This is a genomic window from Buttiauxella massiliensis (assembly GCF_902500225.1).
GTDB lineage: Bacteria > Pseudomonadota > Gammaproteobacteria > Enterobacterales > Enterobacteriaceae > Buttiauxella > Buttiauxella massiliensis.
The window spans coordinates 1-21,011 of the sequence record NZ_LR722668.1; the positions used below are offsets into that span (position 1 = coordinate 1).

General features: G+C 48.4%; 21 protein-coding genes and 1 riboswitch. Of the genes, 7 read left to right on the forward strand and 14 right to left on the reverse strand.

The genetic code is table 11. The features are described from left to right. A partial coding sequence (locus GC128_RS21275; protein WP_151993624.1) for an integrase core domain-containing protein occupies positions 1–91 on the forward strand: 91 nt, incomplete at its 5' end. 60 nt (positions 92–151) lie between these two features. Here GC128_RS21275 and GC128_RS21280 read toward each other — a convergent pair. The 6 genes from GC128_RS21280 to GC128_RS21305 all read right to left on the reverse strand — a co-directional run bounded on the left by GC128_RS21280 (position 152) and on the right by GC128_RS21305 (position 5,844). After that, entirely contained in the window at positions 152–1,042 is an 891-nt protein-coding gene (locus GC128_RS21280) for a dihydrodipicolinate synthase family protein (RefSeq protein ID WP_151995972.1), read from the reverse strand. Between the two features lie 147 nt (positions 1,043–1,189). Continuing rightward, entirely contained in the window at positions 1,190–2,071 is an 882-nt protein-coding gene (locus GC128_RS21285; RefSeq protein WP_151995973.1) for a MurR/RpiR family transcriptional regulator, read from the reverse strand. A 179-nt stretch (positions 2,072–2,250) separates the two neighbouring features. Beyond that, a complete protein-coding gene (gene nanQ / locus GC128_RS21290; RefSeq protein ID WP_151995974.1) occupies positions 2,251–2,715 on the reverse strand; it encodes an N-acetylneuraminate anomerase in 465 nt (154 codons plus the stop codon). A gap of 11 nt (positions 2,716–2,726) precedes the next feature. Then, the gene (locus GC128_RS21295) at positions 2,727–4,208 is read right to left on the reverse strand and encodes a sodium:solute symporter (protein ID WP_151995975.1); all 1,482 of its coding nucleotides are present in this window, start codon (positions 4,206–4,208) and stop codon (positions 2,727–2,729) included. 66 nt (positions 4,209–4,274) lie between these two features. Further along, positions 4,275–5,150: an N-acetylmannosamine kinase gene (gene nanK, locus GC128_RS21300; RefSeq protein WP_151995976.1), complete on the reverse strand. Its 876-nt coding sequence runs from the start codon at positions 5,148–5,150 to the stop codon at positions 4,275–4,277. A gap of 13 nt (positions 5,151–5,163) precedes the next feature. Beyond that, positions 5,164–5,844, reverse strand: a complete 681-nt coding sequence (locus GC128_RS21305) for an N-acetylmannosamine-6-phosphate 2-epimerase (RefSeq protein WP_151995977.1) — start codon at positions 5,842–5,844, stop codon at positions 5,164–5,166. 333 nt (positions 5,845–6,177) lie between these two features. Between GC128_RS21305 and GC128_RS21310 the strand changes: the two genes are divergently transcribed. Then, on the forward strand, positions 6,178–7,920 hold the full coding sequence (locus tag GC128_RS21310; protein ID WP_151995978.1) for an EAL domain-containing protein: 1,743 nt from the start codon (positions 6,178–6,180) through the stop codon (positions 7,918–7,920). Positions 7,921–8,096: 176 nt separating this feature from the next. On the opposite strand, the gene parE is transcribed toward GC128_RS21310, so the two are convergent. From parE to nudF, 5 genes are read right to left on the reverse strand one after another with little or no spacing between them, the layout of a single operon-like run. After that, entirely contained in the window at positions 8,097–9,992 is a 1,896-nt protein-coding gene (gene parE, locus GC128_RS21315; RefSeq protein WP_151995979.1) for a DNA topoisomerase IV subunit B, read from the reverse strand. Between the two features lie 44 nt (positions 9,993–10,036). Then, positions 10,037–10,612: an esterase YqiA gene (gene yqiA / locus GC128_RS21320; RefSeq protein ID WP_034461016.1), complete on the reverse strand. Its 576-nt coding sequence runs from the start codon at positions 10,610–10,612 to the stop codon at positions 10,037–10,039. Continuing rightward, positions 10,612–11,439, reverse strand: coding sequence for a 3',5'-cyclic-AMP phosphodiesterase (gene cpdA, locus GC128_RS21325; RefSeq protein ID WP_151995980.1), 828 nt, complete (start codon positions 11,437–11,439; stop codon positions 10,612–10,614). The genes yqiA and cpdA overlap by 1 nt, the downstream gene beginning before the upstream one ends. A 25-nt stretch (positions 11,440–11,464) precedes the next feature. After that, positions 11,465–11,887 carry a DUF1249 family protein gene (locus tag GC128_RS21330; protein ID WP_151995981.1) on the reverse strand — a complete coding sequence of 141 codons (423 nt, stop codon included), beginning with the start codon at positions 11,885–11,887 and terminating at the stop codon, positions 11,465–11,467. Between the two features lie 2 nt (positions 11,888–11,889). Beyond that, positions 11,890–12,522 carry an ADP-ribose diphosphatase gene (gene nudF, locus GC128_RS21335; RefSeq protein WP_151995982.1) on the reverse strand — a complete coding sequence of 211 codons (633 nt, stop codon included), beginning with the start codon at positions 12,520–12,522 and terminating at the stop codon, positions 11,890–11,892. A 207-nt stretch (positions 12,523–12,729) separates the two neighbouring features. On the opposite strand from nudF, the gene tolC reads away from it, so the two are divergent. The 3 genes from tolC (at position 12,730) to GC128_RS21350 (ending at position 16,234) form a co-directional block, all read left to right on the forward strand. Further along, positions 12,730–14,223: an outer membrane channel protein TolC gene (gene tolC / locus GC128_RS21340; RefSeq protein ID WP_151995983.1), complete on the forward strand. Its 1,494-nt coding sequence runs from the start codon at positions 12,730–12,732 to the stop codon at positions 14,221–14,223. A 169-nt stretch (positions 14,224–14,392) separates the two neighbouring features. Further along, a complete protein-coding gene (locus GC128_RS21345) occupies positions 14,393–15,067 on the forward strand; it encodes a DUF1190 family protein (RefSeq protein ID WP_064516077.1) in 675 nt (224 codons plus the stop codon). Positions 15,068–15,073: 6 nt separating this feature from the next. Beyond that, a complete protein-coding gene (locus GC128_RS21350) occupies positions 15,074–16,234 on the forward strand; it encodes a glutathionylspermidine synthase family protein (RefSeq protein WP_151995984.1) in 1,161 nt (386 codons plus the stop codon). Positions 16,235–16,392: 158 nt separating this feature from the next. On the opposite strand, the gene ygiD is transcribed toward GC128_RS21350, so the two are convergent. Beyond that, positions 16,393–17,181: a 4,5-DOPA-extradiol-dioxygenase gene (gene ygiD, locus GC128_RS21355; RefSeq protein ID WP_151995985.1), complete on the reverse strand. Its 789-nt coding sequence runs from the start codon at positions 17,179–17,181 to the stop codon at positions 16,393–16,395. A 199-nt stretch (positions 17,182–17,380) separates the two neighbouring features. Between ygiD and zupT the strand changes: the two genes are divergently transcribed. Beyond that, on the forward strand, positions 17,381–18,148 hold the full coding sequence (gene zupT / locus GC128_RS21360; protein WP_064516072.1) for a zinc transporter ZupT: 768 nt from the start codon (positions 17,381–17,383) through the stop codon (positions 18,146–18,148). A gap of 49 nt (positions 18,149–18,197) precedes the next feature. Here zupT and ribB read toward each other — a convergent pair whose 3' ends face one another. Continuing rightward, on the reverse strand, positions 18,198–18,851 hold the full coding sequence (gene ribB, locus GC128_RS21365; RefSeq protein ID WP_151995986.1) for a 3,4-dihydroxy-2-butanone-4-phosphate synthase: 654 nt from the start codon (positions 18,849–18,851) through the stop codon (positions 18,198–18,200). Positions 18,852–18,947: 96 nt separating this feature from the next. Next, positions 18,948–19,095, reverse strand: a riboswitch (FMN riboswitch). A gap of 124 nt (positions 19,096–19,219) precedes the next feature. On the opposite strand from ribB, the gene ubiK reads away from it, so the two are divergent. Further along, complete coding sequence (gene ubiK / locus GC128_RS21370; RefSeq protein WP_151995987.1) at positions 19,220–19,507, forward strand: ubiquinone biosynthesis accessory factor UbiK; 288 nt, start codon at positions 19,220–19,222, stop codon at positions 19,505–19,507. A 41-nt stretch (positions 19,508–19,548) separates the two neighbouring features. Here the strand turns inward: ubiK and hldE are convergent, their stop codons facing one another. Next, positions 19,549–20,979 carry a bifunctional D-glycero-beta-D-manno-heptose-7-phosphate kinase/D-glycero-beta-D-manno-heptose 1-phosphate adenylyltransferase HldE gene (gene hldE, locus GC128_RS21375; RefSeq protein ID WP_151995988.1) on the reverse strand — a complete coding sequence of 477 codons (1,431 nt, stop codon included), beginning with the start codon at positions 20,977–20,979 and terminating at the stop codon, positions 19,549–19,551. Positions 20,980–21,011 lie beyond the last annotated feature (32 nt).

The window sequence follows — 21,011 nt, forward strand, 5'->3', positions numbered from 1 at the left end:
GGTCAGGGAGTCGGTAGAAATCTACAATACCCGGCGTCCGCATCTGTCGTTAAAATACAAAACGCCCGATGAAGTTCATCAGGCATTTTAAGGCTGAAAAGTGTCAACCTATATCAGGACTAGTCATCTAAACCAGAATATTGCTAGCCGATTAAAGGAAATCAGCCTTGCGGAAGGCTTGCAGCGCATCTTGCTTTTGCTGCTCAGTCATTGGGCGCAGCGGACGACGCGGGTCACCTACATCAATGCCGTGCAGTTTCATCGCAACTTTACCAGCGGCAACGCCACCGTACTGCACCAGCACGCGGATGATAGCGATGACCTTATCCATACAACCAGCAACATCTGCCTGGTCACCACGATTAAAGCTATCAATCAGGCGGTGATACAACGGTGCTGCATAGTTATAGGTGCTGCCTACTGCGCCAACTGCACCACATGCCAGACCCGCAGGTAAAAACTCATCAACACCAAATGGAATATCAAACTGGCCGTTATTCACGCGCACACAGCGTTGATATTCATACATGTCACTGGAGTTAAACTTCATGCCAGTGAGGTTAGGAATACGATCGGCTGCAACCTGTAAAAATTGCTCCATATCGAGATTCACACCCGACATGCCGGAATGGTAATAGTAGAAACCTTTAGATGGTGCGGCGGCCGCATTAATACGGCAGTATTCCACTAGATCTTCAATATTGCCCGGCTTGAAGAAGCAAGGACCAATTACTGAGGTCGCAAAGATATCCAAAGTTTCAGCGTGGCGGCTAAGTTCAACGGAATCCGCGATACTCAGAGCCCCCGTATGCAAAGTAATACTCAGTTTACCCGCACTTGCACTCACCCAACGTTCTGCAATTTTTTTGCGCTCATCGACCGAGCAATGAATGCCCTCACCGGTAGTGCCCAGTACATAGGCACCTTTAACACCTTGCTCAATCAGATGTGTGGCAATTTGGTCAATAACCGGATAATTAACACTTCCATCAGCGGTAAATGGTGTGTGTGGCGCGGCGATTAAGCCAGTTAACTTTTCCATGCAAGCCTCTTTGGAGTTTTACTTCTAATGATTTGTGATTATGAAGTTTAACTCTATATTAAGACGGCAAATGGAGTGATGCAACCATCGTGGCATCGCTAAAATGGCTTAATACGTTGAACTGTGATCAATGCCGCTAATGTGGCATTACTTTGCGATGTTAAGTGCATCCATGGTACGCAACTTACTTTCGCGAGCTTGCTCTGGCGCGGCCTGCACCAGCAAGGTGTAGAGCAAATCCAGCACAAATAGTTGTGCTGTCTTAGTGCCAATCGAATCGCCTTGCAGCATCCCCTGGCGGTTACCGTTGATCAGGCTAAAATCGGCTACTTCAATTAGCGGGGAACCTAAATTATGGGTCAGAGCAACGGTGGTTGCCCCCGCTTGTCTGGCAAGCTTGAGGGCATGGACCGTTTCCGGAGATGTACCGGTGTGGCTGATAGCAATCGCCACATCGCCCGCTTTGAGCAATGTAGCCTGCATATACATAAAGTGATTATTGGTAACGGCATCGACCCGCAAACCAATACGCATCAGCTTATGCTTCATATCTTCCGCAGTAATTCCCGACGAGCCGACACCGAAAATGTACACCGAGTTACTGGTGCGTAATGCGTCGACGACCTGATTGACCTGATTCATATCCAGCAAGTTCAGGGTTTCAGACAACACATTATTAATGGTGCTTTGCAGTTTCAAACCAATGGTGCGCGCATCGTCTGACTCACTAATCTCCCCATCCAACAGCGGGCTGCTGTTATCGGTATCCACTGTAGCCAGTTCAATAGCCAAATCCATTTTAAAGTCTTGAAAACCCTTATAACCCAGGGTGCGACAGAAACGAATGACAGTGGCTTCGCCAGCCTGTGTTTCGCGTGACAACTCAGCGATAGAGAGCTGAGTCACCTGCTGTGGAGAGGTCAAAATATAGTGCGCGATCCGCTGTGAAACACGCGTCAGGCTATTTTGCATCGCACCAAGTGTGTCGAGGATTTTTCCGGGTTTAAGGCGTTGGACTTGAGACTCCATAATTTCCTGCTCTTGAGTGCGTGATGTGGCAAAAAGCCTGCAATTTTGAATGGTTGAGAGCGTAACAAGTCTGTGGCATGAAAAAAAGCGCGATGTAAGCATAGGGGGTATGCGTACATCGCGCCGTCAAAGAAGAACTCATTTACTGCTTAATATTATTATGACGTTAAAACATCTTGTTATAGACAGCGATAATGCACTTTGATGACTACCTTGCTAATAGACTGCGCCGTTTCGCTGATACAACCTGGTTTATGTGGCTCGCCCGGAAGGAATATCGCAAACATTCCGGGTTGCATATGCAAAGTCTGGCAAGGTGCAACCTCATCACAAAGCAGATAATCATCATCTTCGTGATATATATCTGGCTCTATTGCCGCACCAATCGGGCCAAAATCAATGCGCTCCTGACCACTGAGTAACACCTGAATATCAAGATATTCGCGATGCTGCTCGTAACGCTTGCTCTGTGGTTCTGAGGTATCAAAGCTCATAACATTCATAAAGATATCGTCGCCGTCTATTTCATGGCGACCCGCACTTAGTGTTTCCGGATGCTTCGCCAGCGCCTGCTTAAAAATGGCCAGTAACTGAGGGGCAATACCAGTCTGAGCGCTGAGCTCTGAAATTCGTCCTAAAATCATGATGTCACCTTTTACTCACGTGTTTCATCAAGCGTCAGCGCCGGTGCTGAAGCAAATAATGGGGCGAAAATAACGCCGCTGATAACCACACTCAAACAGCCAACCACGCCGTAGAAGAAGAAATTCAAGTCGGTGGCATAGCGGGCAAACAGCACCGCTACAATACTGACCACAATGCCAAGAGTTGCACTACCCGCATTGGCACGTTTGCAGAAAATCCCCAACATAAACAGACCAGTCATAGGGCCACCCATCAGCCCAATTAAGCTGTTAAAGGCATCCCAGATTTCTGATTCATTCGCCATCACCAACCATACCGTCGCAGCGCTACTAAACAGCCCGGCAATAAGGATCACCAGTTTAGCCATACGCATACTGTTTTCTGGGGTTCTTTTTTTGCTGCTCAGTCTTTGATAAATATCGGAGTTAAAGCAACTGGAGATACTGTTCAGGCTACTTGAAATACTGGACTGCGCAGCCGCAAAAATAGCGGCGATAATCAAACCGGCAATACCTGTAGGCATTTCCGTCACCACGAATAGCGGCAAGATCCCCCCGATGTTAAAGCCTGCTGGTAACAGACTTGGGTTTTGTTTGTAGTAAACAAACAGAGCCGAACCGATGGCAAAGAAGAAAATTGGAATAATGGCGATAAGCTTAGCGTTGGTGAGCAGTGTTTTCTTCGTTTCCTCAATGGAGTCCGTCACGATATAGCGCTGGACCACATCCTGACTGGCGGTAAATTGCTGAATATTGGCAAACAGGAAACCAATCATCAGAACTGGCACAGTGCTTTCCGTCCAGCTCCAGCGGAACTGTGACGCCGGGAAGAATTTATCGGCATGTTGTGTCACGGTGAAAATCTCACCGAACCCGCCCTGCACCTTGAAGCAAATCACGATGAAAATAAGCACCGCGCTGCCCGATAACAACAACCCCTGAATAACGTCAGTCCAGATAACCCCTTCAATACCGCCCATCCAGGTATAGATAATGCACATAACACTAATCAGTAGCACCAAAACGATTGGGTCAATGCCAATAAATGGACGCAGAGCCAACACCGTTAAGTAAGTGATAATGGCAATACGGCCTATGTTAAACATCATAAAAGAGAGGCTGGCGAACAAACGGCTACGAACATCGAAACGAGCTTCAAGATATTCGTAGGCAGAAGTTACCTTTAGCTTACGGAAGAATGGAATATAGAAGTAAAAGACCACCGGTAATATGGCAATAACCAGATATTGGCCGAGAATAAACGTCCAGTCAGTGGTGAATGCCTTGGCTGGAATGGACATAAAAGTAATCGAGCTTAGCGTGGTGGCAAATACACTAACACCTGCAGCCCAGCCAGGAATTCGGCCGCCGCCACGGAAATAATCATCAGCCGTTTTCTGCCGCTTTGAAAAATAGACACCGACTAACATCATGGCCAGTAAATAGCCGAAAAGAACAACGTAATTAAAGATGCCGAAAGAATGAGTCATTATGGCACTTTCCTACTTATGGTTTTATTAGGATGAGGTAACTGTCTGAATTTTAAATTTTATAAACGATCAGACTGCGTGATATTCAGACCAGAGGGCAGCCCCCATTAACCCCGCATCATGCTGATAGTGAGCGGAATAAACAGGAACATGGAATGCCGCGGGTAGTGTTGCGAGCTGCTTTTCCACCTGTAGACGGTAACCCGGAGCAAGCCCGACGCTGCCGCCCAGCACGATGCATTCGGTATCCAGCAGAGCTTTAAGATTGGCAATCAGCTGGCAAATCGCCTGTGCTGAACGCGCAAATAGTTGTTGTGCCTGCTCGTTGCCGTCCTGCGCCAAAACAAAGATTTCACGGGCATTTTTGCCCAAAAGATCATGCTGAGCTCCTGCTGCAATACCGCGCCCGGAGGCTATAGCCTCAACACAACCAACGCGCCCGCAACCGCACATTGGGCCATTCGGATCGGCCTGAGTGTGTCCAATATGGCCTGCGAAGGCATGAGGACCCGTTAGCAGTTCGCCATTGATAACGATGCCGCCACCTACTCCAGTGGAAACCGTAATAAACGTAACGTGTTTGAATTGATCTGACAGATGGCAATACTCTGCCCAGGCGGCAGCCTGCGCATCGTTGAGAACCGCGCACGGTAACCCTGTGAGGCGTTCAACGGTTGCCTGCAACGGGAAATGATTCAGGCCACCGAGATTATCTGGATTTAGTGCGGTAAGAATCCCGTTATCAATAATACCTGTAGAGGCAATCGCCACCCGCTGTGCTTTCCCTTCATAGGCTGCTACTAACTGAGCTAAAGCCCGCTCCAGAGCTTGTGGCTCAGCATTTGCCGGAGTGGGAATCTCCGAGCGTAAAGAGATTTCATGCTGCGAGTTGATAAGCGCCGCGGCCAGTTTTGTGCCGCCGATATCAATAGCAAGTGTGTTCATCGTCTTCTCCGGCTTAGCGCTTAACGGCATCGCTGAACCACTGGCAAATATGTTCAATACGAGTGATGGCTGAACCAACAGTAACAGCCCATGCGCCATGATTGATAGCCTGTGATGCCAGCTCAGGAGAGTTATAACGACCTTCAGCAATGACGCGGCAGCCAGCATCGCTTAACTCTGACACCATCCTCAGATCCGGCCCTTCAGGCGTAACTGAAGTAGTGTACCCAGACATCGTTGTGCCAATGAACTCAACGCCTTTGTGTTTGCAGTTGAGGCCTTCTTCTACCGTCGAGCTGTCTGCCATTGCCAGTAATCCATGATGGTGAATACGTGCAATCAGTTCATCAATAGCCACCGGGCGTGGGCGGAATGTTGCGTCGAAGGCAATAATGTCGGCCCCGGCTTTTGCGAGCGCATCAACGTCATGCAAAAACGGAGTGATGCGCACAGCGGAGTCTTCGAGGTCGCGTTTCATAATGCCAATGATTGGAACTGAAATAAGTGGCCGTACCGCTTCCAGATTGGCGATTCCTTCAATACGGATGGCAATAGCTCCCGCAGATACAGCTGCTTGCGCCATTGCTGCCACGATATCTGGCCTGTCCATTGGGCTACCGGGTACGGGCTGGCAGGAGACGATAAGCCCCCCGCAATCACGCACGCTTTGTTCTAATTTTGTTAGTAGTGACATTCTGCTCCGCCTTGCAAATCCAAATGAAGTTTAACTCCAAAAAAGAATAGCGGATGGAGTATTACTATTTCAAGCTGTAAACGGGAAAAATGTGAGGAGGGTCATGTGCAAGGGAAAGGGAGCTATCTGGGATGGAAACCCCAGAGCCATGACTTTTGAACCGGCGAGCTTGATTCTGGAAGTGAAAATCAACTGCCGAGAAAAGCAAAGTGGGTCTCTTTTTTTTCAAAAAGATTAAGGATGTCAGTCGATGTGTAATCAAATCGAAACATTGAATACATAATCCAATTATTTAATAATAACGCATAAATACTTATAAATGTCTCATAAATAATGAATAAAAAGCATCTGTTGTTAGTGGTTTGGGTTGTTTGCGTTGCTGCCATGTTGGGTTCATATTGGGAAAAAGATACTGTAAGCATAAATGAAACAGTTGATTCATATATAAAAAGCATAAGTGAAAAAATAAACGTAAGCATTGTATTATGTGAAATGCTACGAAAACAGATGGAAATTAACTTACAATCCAAAAATAGTAACAATCAAATTTCAATGCCAAAAAATAACAATAGTTCGTCAGAGAATTGGCATTTTAAAATAACACCTCACAATAATATTACTGGAGGGATGATTAGTGGTCTTGGCTCATATGAAAAGTTAGATACGGATACAAAAAATGAAGCGAATGCTGCGGCGTCTCTTAACATTGATGTAGGGGATGGTTATTTTACAAAATTATATTCATGGATTTACTACACCTCAAAAAACTCATTTGTTTATATCGCTCCATATTCATCTAAAAAAGAGGTTAGCACTTATTACTTTAATCCCGGCATGTACACCGATCCATTCTGGAATTTAATTACACCAGAAAACAATCCTGAACGTGAAGTGAAAATCACAACACCCTATATTGATATTGCTGGAAAGGGGCAGATACTAACAGTTACAGCGCCTGTTTATAATAAATATGAATTCAAAGGAGCTATATCACTTGATCTCAACCTAGATTATATAAATAAAATAGTCAAAAGCAATGATAATAATTATCACGTTACGGTATTTGATAAGAATAACAAAATTATAATTTCCAGTGATAATGATATTTCCAATAAATCGATTTCCTCTATCGTTAAAACTAAAGGTGGGATTTATTCTAACTATACGAATAAAGAGATATTAAGCGGCATACTCTATATTGAGCAATATACAACCCTGCAAGAAAAAATCATCAGAGTAATAACTCAAGCTGGATTACCAATAGGTATTATAACATTTATTGTTTTTTTTGTTATGTTCCTCCAATCGTTTTCCCATTACAATTTTCTTTCTAAAAGATATATGCTCCGCGCCATGAAAAAAAATGAGTTCATACCTTTTGCGCAAGCTATAATGGACACAAGAAACAAAAAAATCATTGGTTGTGAAATACTTCTTCGATGGAAACATCCAACAATGGGGCTCATTCCCCCAAATACATTTATTCCGGCGATGGAATCAAGCGGTATCATTGTTAAGGTAACACATCAGTTACTGGAAAATGTGCAAAAAACCTTACAAGACAAAGCACATAAACTGCCAAAAGATTTTCACTTATCAATTAATATCTCTCCTGAACATCTAGAAGATCCGGAGCTAGTTACCAAAAGCAAAACCTTTAAAGAAAGTTGTAATTCAATAACTACCATATTTGAAATAACAGAAAGAAACTTTAATACTGATGCTAAAGTTGCGATAAAGGGCGCTGTGGCGCTTAAGGATCTAAATATTCTTTTTGCACTTGACGATTTTGGAACAGGGTACGCCACTCACCACTACCTTCAAAAATTCCCAGTAAGCTATATTAAAATTGACCGTAGTTTTATTAAAATGATTGGTCTTGATGCTATCTCTCACCATATCGTAGAAAATGTTGTCTCATTATCAAAATCACTGAATTTAAAAGTTATTGCGGAAGGCGTTGAAACTGAGGAGCAGGCAAAATATTTGCATGAGAACAACGTTGATTATCAGCAAGGCTATTTGTATCACCGCCCGGTTCCTTTATCCGATTTTTTGGATACATTGGGGGCATAGGAGGGGTTTTACTTCGATACCGCAAAAGGATCGATTTCCGACAATTCGATATAATTGCCGGAAATCAAAAAATAATTTTCACACAAAATCTTACGAGCTGGTTCTGATATTTTACAGCCTGACCAGAGCTTCCATGCTCAAAGTTCAGCTGATTTATCAATTTATCCTTAGGGGCATTAGACCTCGAGATCCGCCATATCGCCTTTATCCTGCAACCAGTTACGACGATCTTCAGAACGCTTCTTCGCCAGCAACATATCCATGATTGCCATTGTTTTGTCGTTGTCTTCATCGTCAATGGTGAGTTGTACCAGGCGGCGAGTATTTGGATCAAGCGTGGTTTCACGTAACTGCAGTGGGTTCATCTCGCCCAGCCCTTTAAAGCGCTGCACGTTCGGTTTCCCTTTCTTACGCTTAAGTTGCTCAAGCACACCTGCTTTTTCTTCTTCATCCAGCGCGTAGTAAACCTCTTTACCGAGGTCGATACGGTAAAGCGGTGGCATCGCGACATAGACGTGACCACCGCGAACCAGCGAACGGAAGTGGCGCACGAACAATGCGCACAGCAAAGTGGCAATGTGCAAACCGTCGGAGTCCGCATCCGCAAGGATACAAACTTTACCGTAGCGCAATTGGCTCAGGTCTTCGCTGTCTGGGTCGATACCGATCGCGACAGAAATATCATGCACTTCTTGTGATGCCAGCACTTCGTCCGACGAGACTTCCCAGGTGTTTAAGATCTTACCTTTGAGCGGCATGATCGCCTGGTATTCACGGTCACGAGCCTGTTTAGCAGAACCGCCTGCGGAATCCCCTTCCACCAGAAACAATTCAGTACGGCTTAAATCTTGTGCAGAACAGTCAGCCAGTTTGCCAGGCAATGCCGGGCCGCTAGTCAGTTTCTTACGCACCACTTTTTTAGCGGCACGCATACGGCGCTGAGCGCTGGAAATAGCCAGCTCAGCGAGTTGTTCTGCAATCTGAATATTCTGGTTCAGCCACAAGCTGAATGCGTCTTTCACAACACCGGAAACAAATGCCGCACACTGGCGTGATGACAGGCGTTCTTTGGTTTGCCCTGCGAACTGAGGGTCCTGCATTTTAACGGAGAGCACGTAGGCGCAACGTTCCCAAATATCCTCAGCAGATAGCTTTACGCCGCGTGGCAGAATGTTGCGGTATTCGCAAAACTCGCGCATCGCATCAAGCAGCCCCTGGCGCAAACCGTTGACGTGAGTACCGCCCTGCATGGTTGGGATCAGGTTGACGTAGCTTTCCGTCAGCAGTTCGCCACCTTCCGGGAGCCATAACAGCGCCCAGTCTACTTGCTCGACATCACCGGCAAAGTTGCCGACAAATGGCTTTTCCGGAAGCGTCGGCAGGCCGTTTACCGCTTCGCACAGATAGTCTTGCAGACCATCCTGATAACACCAGCGCTGCTCGGTGTTGTTCACTTTATCGGTGAAGGTGATTTCCACGCCCGGACAGAGTACCGCTTTGGCTTTCAGCAAATGGCTTAAACGAGAAACGGAGAAACGTGGGCTGTCGAAGAACGAAGCATCTGGCCAGAAGTGAACGCTGGTGCCGGTATTGCGTTTGCCGCAGGTGCCGACCACCGCCAGTTCCTGGACTTTATCGCCGTTTTCAAACGCGATGCTGTAAACCTGCGCATCACGACGCACAGTGACTTCAACACGTTTTGACAAGGCGTTAACGACAGAAATGCCCACGCCGTGCAGACCGCCAGAGAACTGGTAGTTTTTGTTGGAGAATTTACCGCCCGCATGCAGGCGACAAAGGATAAGCTCGACCGCCGGAACGCCCTCTTCCGGGTGGATATCTACCGGCATGCCGCGCCCGTCATCAATAACTTCTAATGACTGATCGGCATGGAGAATAACATCAACACGCTTCGCATGGCCTGCCAGCGCTTCATCCACGCTGTTATCAATGACTTCCTGGCCCAAATGGTTTGGACGGGTGGTGTCGGTGTACATCCCGGGGCGGCGGCGAACAGGCTCAAGCCCGGTGAGTACCTCAATGGCATCGGCGTTATAACTGGATTGCGTCATGGTTTATTCGTTCAGATAGCGAAACAGGAATCCGACATCAGGCCTTAGTGCAGGCCAAGAAAGTCGACGATCTGTGTGAAATAATCTTCGAAGCCTACAAAGGCGTGATTGCCACCGGATTCTACCGTCTGGCGACAGGGGGTGTAGTACGCAACCGCCTGGCGATAATCAAGCACTTCGTCACCCGTTTGTTGCAACAACCAGATGAGATCTGGCGAATCTAACGGGTCAACTTGCATGACTTTAAGATCGTAAATATGGCGAGACTCTAGCACATATTGCTGCCCAGTGTAGGGGTTCTCGTTGGTGCCGAGATAATCCACCAGCAGCTCAAAAGGCCGGACTGCCGGGTTTACCACTACCGCTGGGAGCGTAAAACATTGCGACAACCAAGTGGCGTAATAGCCGCCCAAAGACGAGCCAACTACACCTAACGGTTCGCCACCATGCTCCAGCACCAACGACTCCAGCAACTCTGCCGCATCGGCAGGATAAGGTGGGAGTTCCGGTACAATCATATTGATATGAGGATGGTTCTGCGCAAGCCACGCTTTCAAACTCGTGGCCTTGGCTGAACGCGGCGAACTGTTGAAGCCGTGTAAGTAAAGTAGCGTTGACATCAATACCCTTCTGACGCGGTATCAGGGTTAAATACCGCACCCTTTAGGCGGCAAACCTCCGTGGTCACCTCACCGTTTGGATGAAGTTCCAGCCAACGCCAACCCGGCTCGATGGTATCGAGTGTGAAGTTGGAGCAATGAGGTTTGAATTGCACGCAAGTCGAAGGTGTTGCCAGCATACGTCGACCATTCCAGTCGAGATCTAACTCCTGATGAATATGCCCACACACCAGAGTTTTCACTTTTGGGAATTTTTGCAGCACGTTATCAAGCTCAGCGGCATTGCGCAGGCTATGTTGGTCCAGCCAGCTACAGCCCGCAGGGACTGGATGATGATGCAACAGCAATAGAGTATGGCGTTCAGGCGCACCAGCGAGCTTACGCTCCAGCCAGTCGAGTTGATAGTCGCTCAATTCACCATGTGGAACACCAAATACCTGGCTGTCCAGCAACAAAATCTGCCAGCTATCGCCTAAGAAAACTTGTTTAGCCGGGGAAATTCCGGCTTCCAGCAACGAGCTGAACATCGCCGGTTGGAAATCGTGATTACCAGGGAGCCAAACGCAGGGCGCAGGAATCCCCGCGATGCCTTCAACAAAGTGTTGGTAGGCTTGCGCACTGTGATCCTGGGCCAAATCCCCAGTTGCAACGATAAGGTCGTAATGACGCTGCTCAGCGAGGATGGCGTCAATAACAGCCTGATAACTCATCCAGGTATTGATACCAAGCAGCGTTTCGTTCTTTCCAGAGAACAGGTGGGTATCTGTAATTTGCAAGATCCTGATCTGGCCCCCACCGGCCACAGGAAGATTTAACAGGCTTTCCAAATGGTGTCCTTAGGTTTCACCCTCACTAACAAACCGGAACCGCCATCGCTCCATGCGCCAAACAATAACGCAGCCAATCGGCTAGAAACTGGTTAATTTGATGCTTTTCGTCGCGTTGATGCAACTTTTTATTAGGATAATCATAACGCGCTTTGAAGCGAAAGATCTGCTGACTTGAACACACTTCCGCGACCATCGCGTCATGATATAGCCTCACCGACATCGATGGTAGGCTCCAATAGCTCACAGCTGGGGCCGTTTGTTCGATTTGCACAAGAGTTGTATAACGTGTCGACTCAATAATAGTGAGCCGATATTGGGCGCTACTGACCTGGTAAGTGACTTTTTCACCTACCTCATCATTACGAGGAAGCAGACGTCGTAGTTGTGCGAAATTGGTTTCGCACAGGCGCATCATTTCCGGGAAGTCAGGTGTGTAGCGCTTCATGTTTAGTTGTTCCACTCGGCTCTTAATTTCTCATGATGCAATTGCAGCCAAAGCAGTGCGATGACTGAAGCTGCGTTATCGATTTTCCCTTCTTCTACTAACTGATAAGCCTGTTCCCGGCTCACGACATGAACACGAATATCTTCGTTTTCATCTGCCAGACCATGTATACCCTGCGCGTTCGAAGCATCCACTTCCCCCACCAGGATAGATAAACGTTCGCTGGTCCCACCCGGGCTTGCAAGGTAGTTGATAACAGGTTTTGTTCGACCCACTACCAGACCCGCTTCTTCGATTGCTTCACGGCGCGCAACGTCTTCGACGCTTTCACCTTCTTCAATCATTCCTGCAACCAGTTCGAGCAGCCATGGGCTCTCACTTGTGTCATAGGCAGCAATCCGAATCTGCTCTATCAATACAACTTCGTCTCGCACAGGGTCATAGGGTAGCAGTACTGCTGCGTGCCCGCGTTCTAAAATTTCACGCCGAACTTCACCACTCATTTCGCCATTAAACAGGCGATGGCGAAAGCGATAAAGATCTAGCGAAAAAAAACCGCTATAAAGCGTTTCCCGTGCAATAATTTCAACATCGTTTTTACCTAACGTGACAAGTTGATCTTTTTGCTTAGTCATATTGGTTTCCTGATATTTTTATGGTCATGAAATGTGCGAATTCAAGTTGGTATGACTGCCGTTTCATTTCCTATGTGGTAGATTGATGAAAATTAAGGGCAGATGGCACATTACGCCAAGCTTCCCAGCTGGCAGACTCTGCTAGAATCGGCGATCATTTTCGGCTCTTGTCAGCGCTAACAAACAATTTCTGCTTCACAACAAGGAATGCAAATGAAGAAACTGCTCCCAATTCTTATCGGTCTGAGCCTAACGGGTTTCAGTGCCATGAGCCAGGCAGAAAACCTGATGCAGGTTTATCAGCAGGCACGTTTAAGCAACCCGGACTTGCGTAAATCCGCTGCTGACCGTGATGCCGCATTCGAAAAAATCAACGAAGCACGTAGTCCATTACTGCCACAGCTAGGCCTTGGTGCTGATTATGAATACAGCAATGGCTTCCGTGATTCGAATGGCATCGACTCCAATACGACCAGTGCCTCTTTGCAATTAACGCAAACTATTTTTGATATGTCGAAATGGCGTGCGCTAACCCTGCAAGAAAAATCTGCTGGTATTCAGGACGTCACTTATCAGACAGATCAGCAAACGCTGATCCTGAATACAGCGACCGCCTATTTCAATGTGTTGAGTGCCATTGACGCCCTCTCCTACACAGAAGCACAGAAACAGGCTATTTATCGCCAGTTAGATCAAACTACTCAGCGCTTTAACGTAGGCCTGGTAGCCATCACAGACGTTCAGAACGCCCGTGCACAATACGATAACGTATTAGCGAACGAAGTGACTGCACGGAATAATCTGGATAACGCGGTAGAAACGCTGCGCCAGGTCACCGGTAACTACTATCCTTCTCTGGCTTCGCTGAATGTTGATGGCTTCAAAACCAACAAGCCTGACGCGGTGAATAACCTGCTGAAAGAAGCAGAAAAGCGTAACCTGGCATTGTTACAGGCACGTCTGTCTCAGGACCTGGCGCGCGAGCAAATTCGTTACGCTGAAACTGGCCATATGCCAACTGTGGGCTTAACCGCTTCGACAGGTGTTTCTGATACTGACTACAGCGGCTCTAAAACCACCAGCCAGGCGTACGATGATAAGGGTGTTGGTCAGAATAAAATCGGTCTGAATTTCTCTTTGCCATTGTATAGCGGCGGTTCTGTAACTTCTCAGGTGAAACAAGCGCAATACAACTTTGTAGGCGCAAGTGAGCAACTGGAAAGTGCACATCGTAGCGTAGTGCAAACAGTTCGTTCTTCCTTTAACAACGTTAACGCCTCTATCAGTACCATCAACGCTTATAAACAAGCGGTTGTCTCTGCCCAAAGCTCTTTAGATGCAATGGAAGCAGGATACTCCGTAGGTACACGTACCATCGTTGATGTGTTGGATGCGACGACTACGCTGTATAACGCAAAACAACAGCTCTCTAGTGCTCGTTATAACTACCTGATCAACCAACTGAATATTAAATCAGCTCTGGGTACGCTTAACGAACAAGATCTGATTGCGTTGAACGGCACATTAGGCAAACCAGTACCAACTACTGCCGAAAGCGTCGCGCCAGAAACGCCAGACCAGAATGCTCGCGCAGATGGTTACTCCGCTGATACAGCCGCAACCACTGAGACGGCAACACCAGCAAAAGCCACTCCGGTCACTGCAACAAACAAAAAATCAGCTAACCCATTCGGTAACTGATCATGTATTTCGGGGGCATGACAACATGCCCCCGTCACAACTTACGCACGTGAACGTAAGGCAAAGTAAAGATCTCCCTCCAAACAGCCGTCATCGCTTTAATTTCAACCATTCATCCCCTATTCTAAACGCAATATTAGCTTCATTCCTTTGGGCTCAGGACAGAACAATGAAACGGACAAAAATCATAAATCACGCATCGTTCCGCAAAAGCTGGAACGCTCGCCATTTAACGCCGGTCGCACTGGCCGTTACCGCTGTGTTTATGCTTGCCGGTTGCGAACAAAATGACGAAACAGTTTCCATGTATCAAAACGCGGATGACTGCTCGCAGGCCAACCCTGGTAAAAGTGCTGAATGTACTACTGCCTTTAACAACGCGCTGAAAGAAGCAGAACGTACCGCACCGAAATACGCTTCGCGCGAAGAATGTATTGCTGAGTTTGGTGAAGGCCAATGTCAGCAAGCCCCTGCACAAGCCAGTATGGCTGGTGAACAAGCTCAGGCTCAGCCACAACAAAGTGGCAGCTTCTGGATGCCGCTGATGGCAGGCTACATGATGGGTCGCCTGATGGGCGGCGGTGCGGGTTTCGCGCAGCAACCGTTGTTTAGCTCTAAAAATCCAGCAAGCCCGGCTTACGGTAAATATGCCGATGCCACCGGCAAAAGCTATGGTGCAGCCACACCTGGCCGTACCGCGACAGTTCCAAAAACTGCCATGGCACCAAAACCTGCAACCACCAGTACAGTGACTCGTGGCGGTTTCGGTGACTCAGTTGCCAAACAATCAACTATGCAGCGCAGTAACAGCGCAACAGGTTCTTCTCGCTCCATGGGTGGCTAAGAAATTATGGAAAGAATTGCGATTACTGAGCGCCCGGATTGGCGCGAGAAAGCCACTGAATACGGTTTTAACTTTCACACCATGTATGGCGAGCCGTACTGGTGTGAAGACGCATATTACAAGCTAACGCTCGCTCAAGTTGAACGCCTGGAAGAAGTCACCGCTGAACTGCACCAGATGTGCCTGAAAGTTGTCGAAAAAGTGGTGAGCAGTGATGAGCTGCTGGCCAAATTCCGCATCCCGAAACACACCTGGGAATTTGTGCGCCAGTCCTGGCGTTCGCAGCAACCGTCTCTCTACTCCCGTCTGGATATCGCGTGGGATGGCGTGGGTGAACCTAAGCTCCTGGAAAATAACGCCGATACCCCAACTTCGTTATACGAAGCGGCATTCTTCCAGTGGATCTGGCTTGAAGACCAAGTTCAGGCAGGGAATCTGCCAGAAGGAAGCGATCAGTTCAACAGCCTGCAAGAGAAGCTGATTGAACGTTTTGCTGAATTAAAACAGCAGCACGGCTTCAATCTGGTGCATTTCGCCTGCTGCCAGGACACCACAGAAGATCGCGGCACGGTTCAGTATTTGCAAGATTGTGCAGCCGAAGCAGAAGTGGCGAGCGAATTCGTCTACATGGAAGATATCGGTCTGGGCGAGAGAGGCCAGTTCACCGATTTGCAGGATCAGGTTATCAGTAACCTGTTCAAGCTCTATCCGTGGGAATTCATGCTGCGTGAAGTGTTCTCCACCAAACTTGAAGATGCTGGCGTTCGCTGGCTGGAGCCTGCCTGGAAGAGCATTATCTCCAATAAAGCATTGCTGCCGATGCTGTGGGAAATGTTCCCGGATCATCCAAACTTGCTGCCTGCTTATTTCGCCGAAGATAACTATCCGGCGATGGATAAATACGTGGTGAAGCCAATCTTCTCCCGGGAAGGTGCAAATGTGAAGATCATCGAAAACGGCGAAGAAATTGCCCGTGTCGATGGTCCTTACGGTGAAGAAGGCATGATCGTGCAGGAATTCTATCAGTTGCCTAAATTTGGCGACAGTTATGTGCTGATCGGTAGCTGGCTCATCAACGATCAACCTGCAGGAATTGGGATTCGTGAAGATCGCGAGCTGATCACTCAGGATCTTTCGCGCTTCTATCCGCATGTGTTTGTAGAGTAAATATTAAAATACTCGAAACTAGCATCATATTCTTACCCTAAATAATTCAGCTTGCAGGTAGACGGCAAGAGAACAAATCCCCAGGAGCTTACATGAGTAAGTGACTGGGGTGAGTGAGCTCAGCCAACACCTCTGCAAGTTGAAGTATGACGGGTAAGTTAGCCAATCTGCACAGAAAGCATACTCAACGATCCCATCTCAATACCGTCTGTCGGCAGTGTAACTGGCTCTTTACCATCCCATGCCCCGAGAACATATAACAGTGGCAGGTAGTGATCCGCTGTTGGGTTAGATAACGATCCACCTTCATGTTCCAGGTAGTTAACCAATGGGTGCTCGGCTACCGGCCCAAGCCAGGTGAGATTGTCTTTAACGTATTGGTTAAATGATTCTGCCCACGGATATGGCGTGTTTTCACCGTGCCAGCGCGCAGTTCTCAGGTTATGAACCACGTTACCACTGGCAATGAGCATGATGCCCTGATCGCGCAATGTCGCCAGCTTGCGGCCTATTTCAAAATGCCAGTCCGCCGGTTTCGTGCTGTCGATACTGAGCTGCACCATTGGAATATCAGCATTCGGGTACATTTTAATAAGTACACCCCAGGAGCCGTGGTCAAACCCCCAGGCTTCTTTGTCTTGCATCACCGGAACGGGGGCCATCAAATCGACCAACTGTTGTGCCAGCTCAGGGGAACCCGGTGCCGGATAATGAGTATCGTACAAGGCCTGCGGGAAACCACCAAAATCATGGATAGTTTTTGGCGCTTCCATTGCAGTCACACCCGTGCCTTTAGTGAACCAGTGCGCAGATATCACCACAATAGCTTTTGGGCGCGGTAACGTCTCTCCCAAATGACGCCAGGCTTGGGTATATTGGTTATCTTCCAGCACGTTCATTGGGCTACCGTGTCCGAGGAAGAGCGCAGGCATTCGTTGAGTTGTCATGGTGGTGTCCTTTAATCGGGTCATTCAGTTTATGAAAACTACAGTACGCGCTTTTACGCTATGAAGAACTCAGATAAGAATGATGAAGATCTTCAGGAAATTTGAATGTAAGCGATGTGTAAAGCTTCTCAACTGGCTCTCGATTTTTATCACATCGCCCATTAATATGAATGAGAATCATTATCAAAAGGAGTGATACATGTCAGTACCCTTGATCCTGACCCTATTAGCAGGGGGAGCCACTTTCATTGGTGCTTTTCTTGGCGTGCTCGGCCAGAAGCCATCAAACCGTGTGCTGGCATTTTCCCTCGGCTTTGCAGCGGGCATTATGCTGCTTATCTCTTTAATGGAGATGCTGCCTGCCGCACTCCATACCGAGGGGATGTCGCCGGTACTGGGTTATGGCATGTTTATGCTGGGTTTGCTGGGCTACTTCGCACTCGATCGCGCCCTACCCCATGCACATCCGCAAGATTTGATGGACAGCAAGCCACAGCCGCGTAATTTACGCCGCACCGCATTGCTGCTGACGCTGGGTATTAGCTTGCACAACTTCCCTGAAGGGGTAGCAACGTTTGTAACTGCCAGTAGTAACCTGGAATTAGGGATGGGGATTGCGCTCGCAGTAGCATTGCACAATATTCCTGAAGGTTTGGCCGTGGCGGGCCCGGTCTACGCGGCTACGGGTTCAAAACGCAAAGCCATCTTCTGGGCAGGGATTTCGGGACTTGCGGAAATTCTCGGTGGTGTACTCGCCTGGCTGATTTTAGGCCCGATGATTTCGCCAGTTTTAATGGCTGCCATTATGGCCGCCGTAGCAGGCATTATGGTGGCATTGTCAGTTGATGAACTAATGCCACTCGCTAAAGAAATCGATCCACATAACAATCCAAGTTACGGTGTGCTTTGCGGTATGGCGGTGATGGGGTTTAGCCTGACACTGCTGCAAAGCAACGGAATCGGCTAAAAAAGAAGCCCGGTGTAATAACCGGGCTTTTTGCTTTTTAGCTCGCTAGTTAGCTTGCTTTGCGTTCGTGAGACTGGCGGTATTCCACCAGGTCTTCAATCGTTACAACAGCCATATTGTGCTGGCGAGCAAAGGTGATGCACTCAGGTGCACGCGCCATGGTGCCATCATCGTTGGTCAGTTCACACAAAACACCAGCCGGTTTAAAACCAGCAAGCGTTACCAAATCAATGGTTGCTTCAGTGTGACCACCACGAGTTAACACGCCACCAGGCTGAGCACGCAGCGGGAACACATGGCCCGGGCGGTTCAGGTCGCTTGGTTTTGCGCCATCAGCAATCGCGGCACGCACAGTCGTAATACGGTCTGCAGCAGAAACACCGGTAGTTACACCACTTGCAGCTTCGATAGTCACAGTAAACCCGGTGCCATAAGCACTGGTGTTGTTCTCAACCATCATTGGCAATTCGAGTTGTTTACGGCGTTCTTCAGTCAGGCACAGGCAAACAATACCGCTGCCGTGGCGAATGGTCAGAGCCATTTGCTCAACGGTCATGGTTTCCGCAGGGAAAATCATGTCACCTTCGTTCTCGCGATCTTCATCGTCAAGAACCATAACCCCGCGGCCTTCACGTAGTGCTTCAAGAGCGTGTTCTACGCGCTGTGTAGGGGTGCCAAATGCAGAAAGGAGCGTCTGATTCATGGTAAAAAAACCTCATTAAAATTATGGTTACCAGAATCAGGGCAGTCTTAGGAGCTATAAAAATAACGTGAGCAGGCTTAAAAGCTTGAGCTTAGTCGTTACTCTCTCCCATCCGGACTATAACCGTCGGCTCCGGAATTACACCGGATCTGCTAACCTCCAGATTGCTCTGGAGCGCTCGCGGGCTTTCAGCGTTCGCTGATTTACCGCCGGTGGGGAGTTACACCCCGCCCTGAGAATAAGCAGACTTACTATAACGCCGATGATTTTCTCTGGCAACGGCAAACCTTATAACATTTCGGGTTTCTAACCTGCCATGCAGGCATTACAATTAAGGCAGACAATCCCGTAAGATTATGGAAGCCGCTATGATTGACCCGAAAAAAATTGAACAGATCGCACGCCAGGTCCACGAGTCAATGCCGAAAGGGATTCGTGAATTCGGGGATGATGTCGAGAAAAAAGTTCGCCAGGTTTTGCAGTCGCAGTTAACTCGTCTGGATTTGGTGAGCCGTGAAGAGTTTGATGTGCAGACTCAGGTGTTGCTGCGTACCCGTGAAAAACTGGCTTTACTGGAACAGCGTTTAACCGAGCTTGAGAATCGTAGCGTTCAGACTGCACCAGAAGTGACGCCGCCAACCGAACCGCAGATGTAAAAAACGCCCCGTCAGGGGCGTCTTTGCAATGTGCGTCTGGCTTATGCCTCGTGGCTTTGAATCTTCTTAATGATATTTGTCGTCGAGCAACCATCTTCAAAATTCAGCACCATCACTTCACCACCGTTGGCCCAGACCTCTTTACTCCCGGCAATATCATCCGGTTTGTAATCGCCACCTTTGACCAGCAGGTCAGGCAAGATCTCGCCAATCAAGCGTTGCGGAGTATCTTCTTCAAACAGTACCACCCAATCTACCGCTTCCAGTGCTGCTAACACGATCATGCGCTGATCCTGCGGGTTTACCGGGCGGGTTTCACCTTTCAGGCGTTTGGTTGAAGCATCACTGTTTGCCGCAACAATCAGGCGGTCGCCAAGTTTGCGTGCATTCGCCAGATACGAAACATGGCCTGCATGGAGAATGTCGAATACGCCATTAGTCATCACGACTTTCTCACCACGCTTACGTGCGTTAGCCACAGCCACTTTCAGCTCTGCTTCGGTCATAACGCCAAAGCCTGAGTCAGCACGCCCACGCACAGCGTTTTCCAGCTCAATTGGCGAAACGGTAGAAGTACCCAGTTTGCCAACAACTACACCTGCTGCCGCATTGGCAAAGTAGCATGCTTCTTCCAGCGAATTACCCGCAGCAAGCGTTGCCGCCAGCACACCAATTACCGTATCACCCGCACCGGTCACATCGTAAACTTCCTGTGCCTGAGTCGGCAAATGGAACGGCTCGATGCCAGGCTGAAGCAGTGTCATACCGTGTTCGGAACGAGTAATCAGCAAAGCGGAAAGATCGTATTCAGCGATTAGCTTCATACCTCGTTCCACCAGCTCTTCGTCGTTCTTACACTTGCCAACAACCGCTTCAAATTCAGAGAGATTTGGCGTCAACAACGTAGCACCGCGATAGCGATTAAAGTCTGTTCCTTTCGGATCAATCAGCACTGGCACATTGGCCGCACGCGCAAGGCTAATCATATGCTCAACGCTTGTCAGCGCGCCTTTTGCGTAGTCAGAAAGCACCAGCGCGCCAATGTGTGGCAAAGCCTGGCTAATACGCTCGTGCAAAGGTTCCGGGTCAACGCCTTCAAAGCCTTCTTCGAAATCGAGGCGAATCAGCTGTTGGTTGCGGGAAAGTACACGCAGTTTGGTGATTGTCGGATGAGTCGGGACCGAAACGAAATCGCACTTAACGTTCACACCGGCCAGCGTCTGGCTGAGTGCCCGCGCGGCATCGTCGATGCCCGTCAAACCCACCAGCCGAGAATTGGCACCCAACGAAGCAATATTCATTGCCACGTTAGCCGCGCCGCCAGGGCGTTCTTCAATATTCTCGACTTTCACCACTGGCACCGGAGCTTCCGGGGAGATGCGGCTCGTAGGGCCATACCAGTAGCGATCCAGCATCACATCACCAACTACCATGACGCCTGCACGGCTGTATTCGGGCAGCGTTACTTTCATTCCTGACTCTCCAGAGAGGGATAAAATTTTGT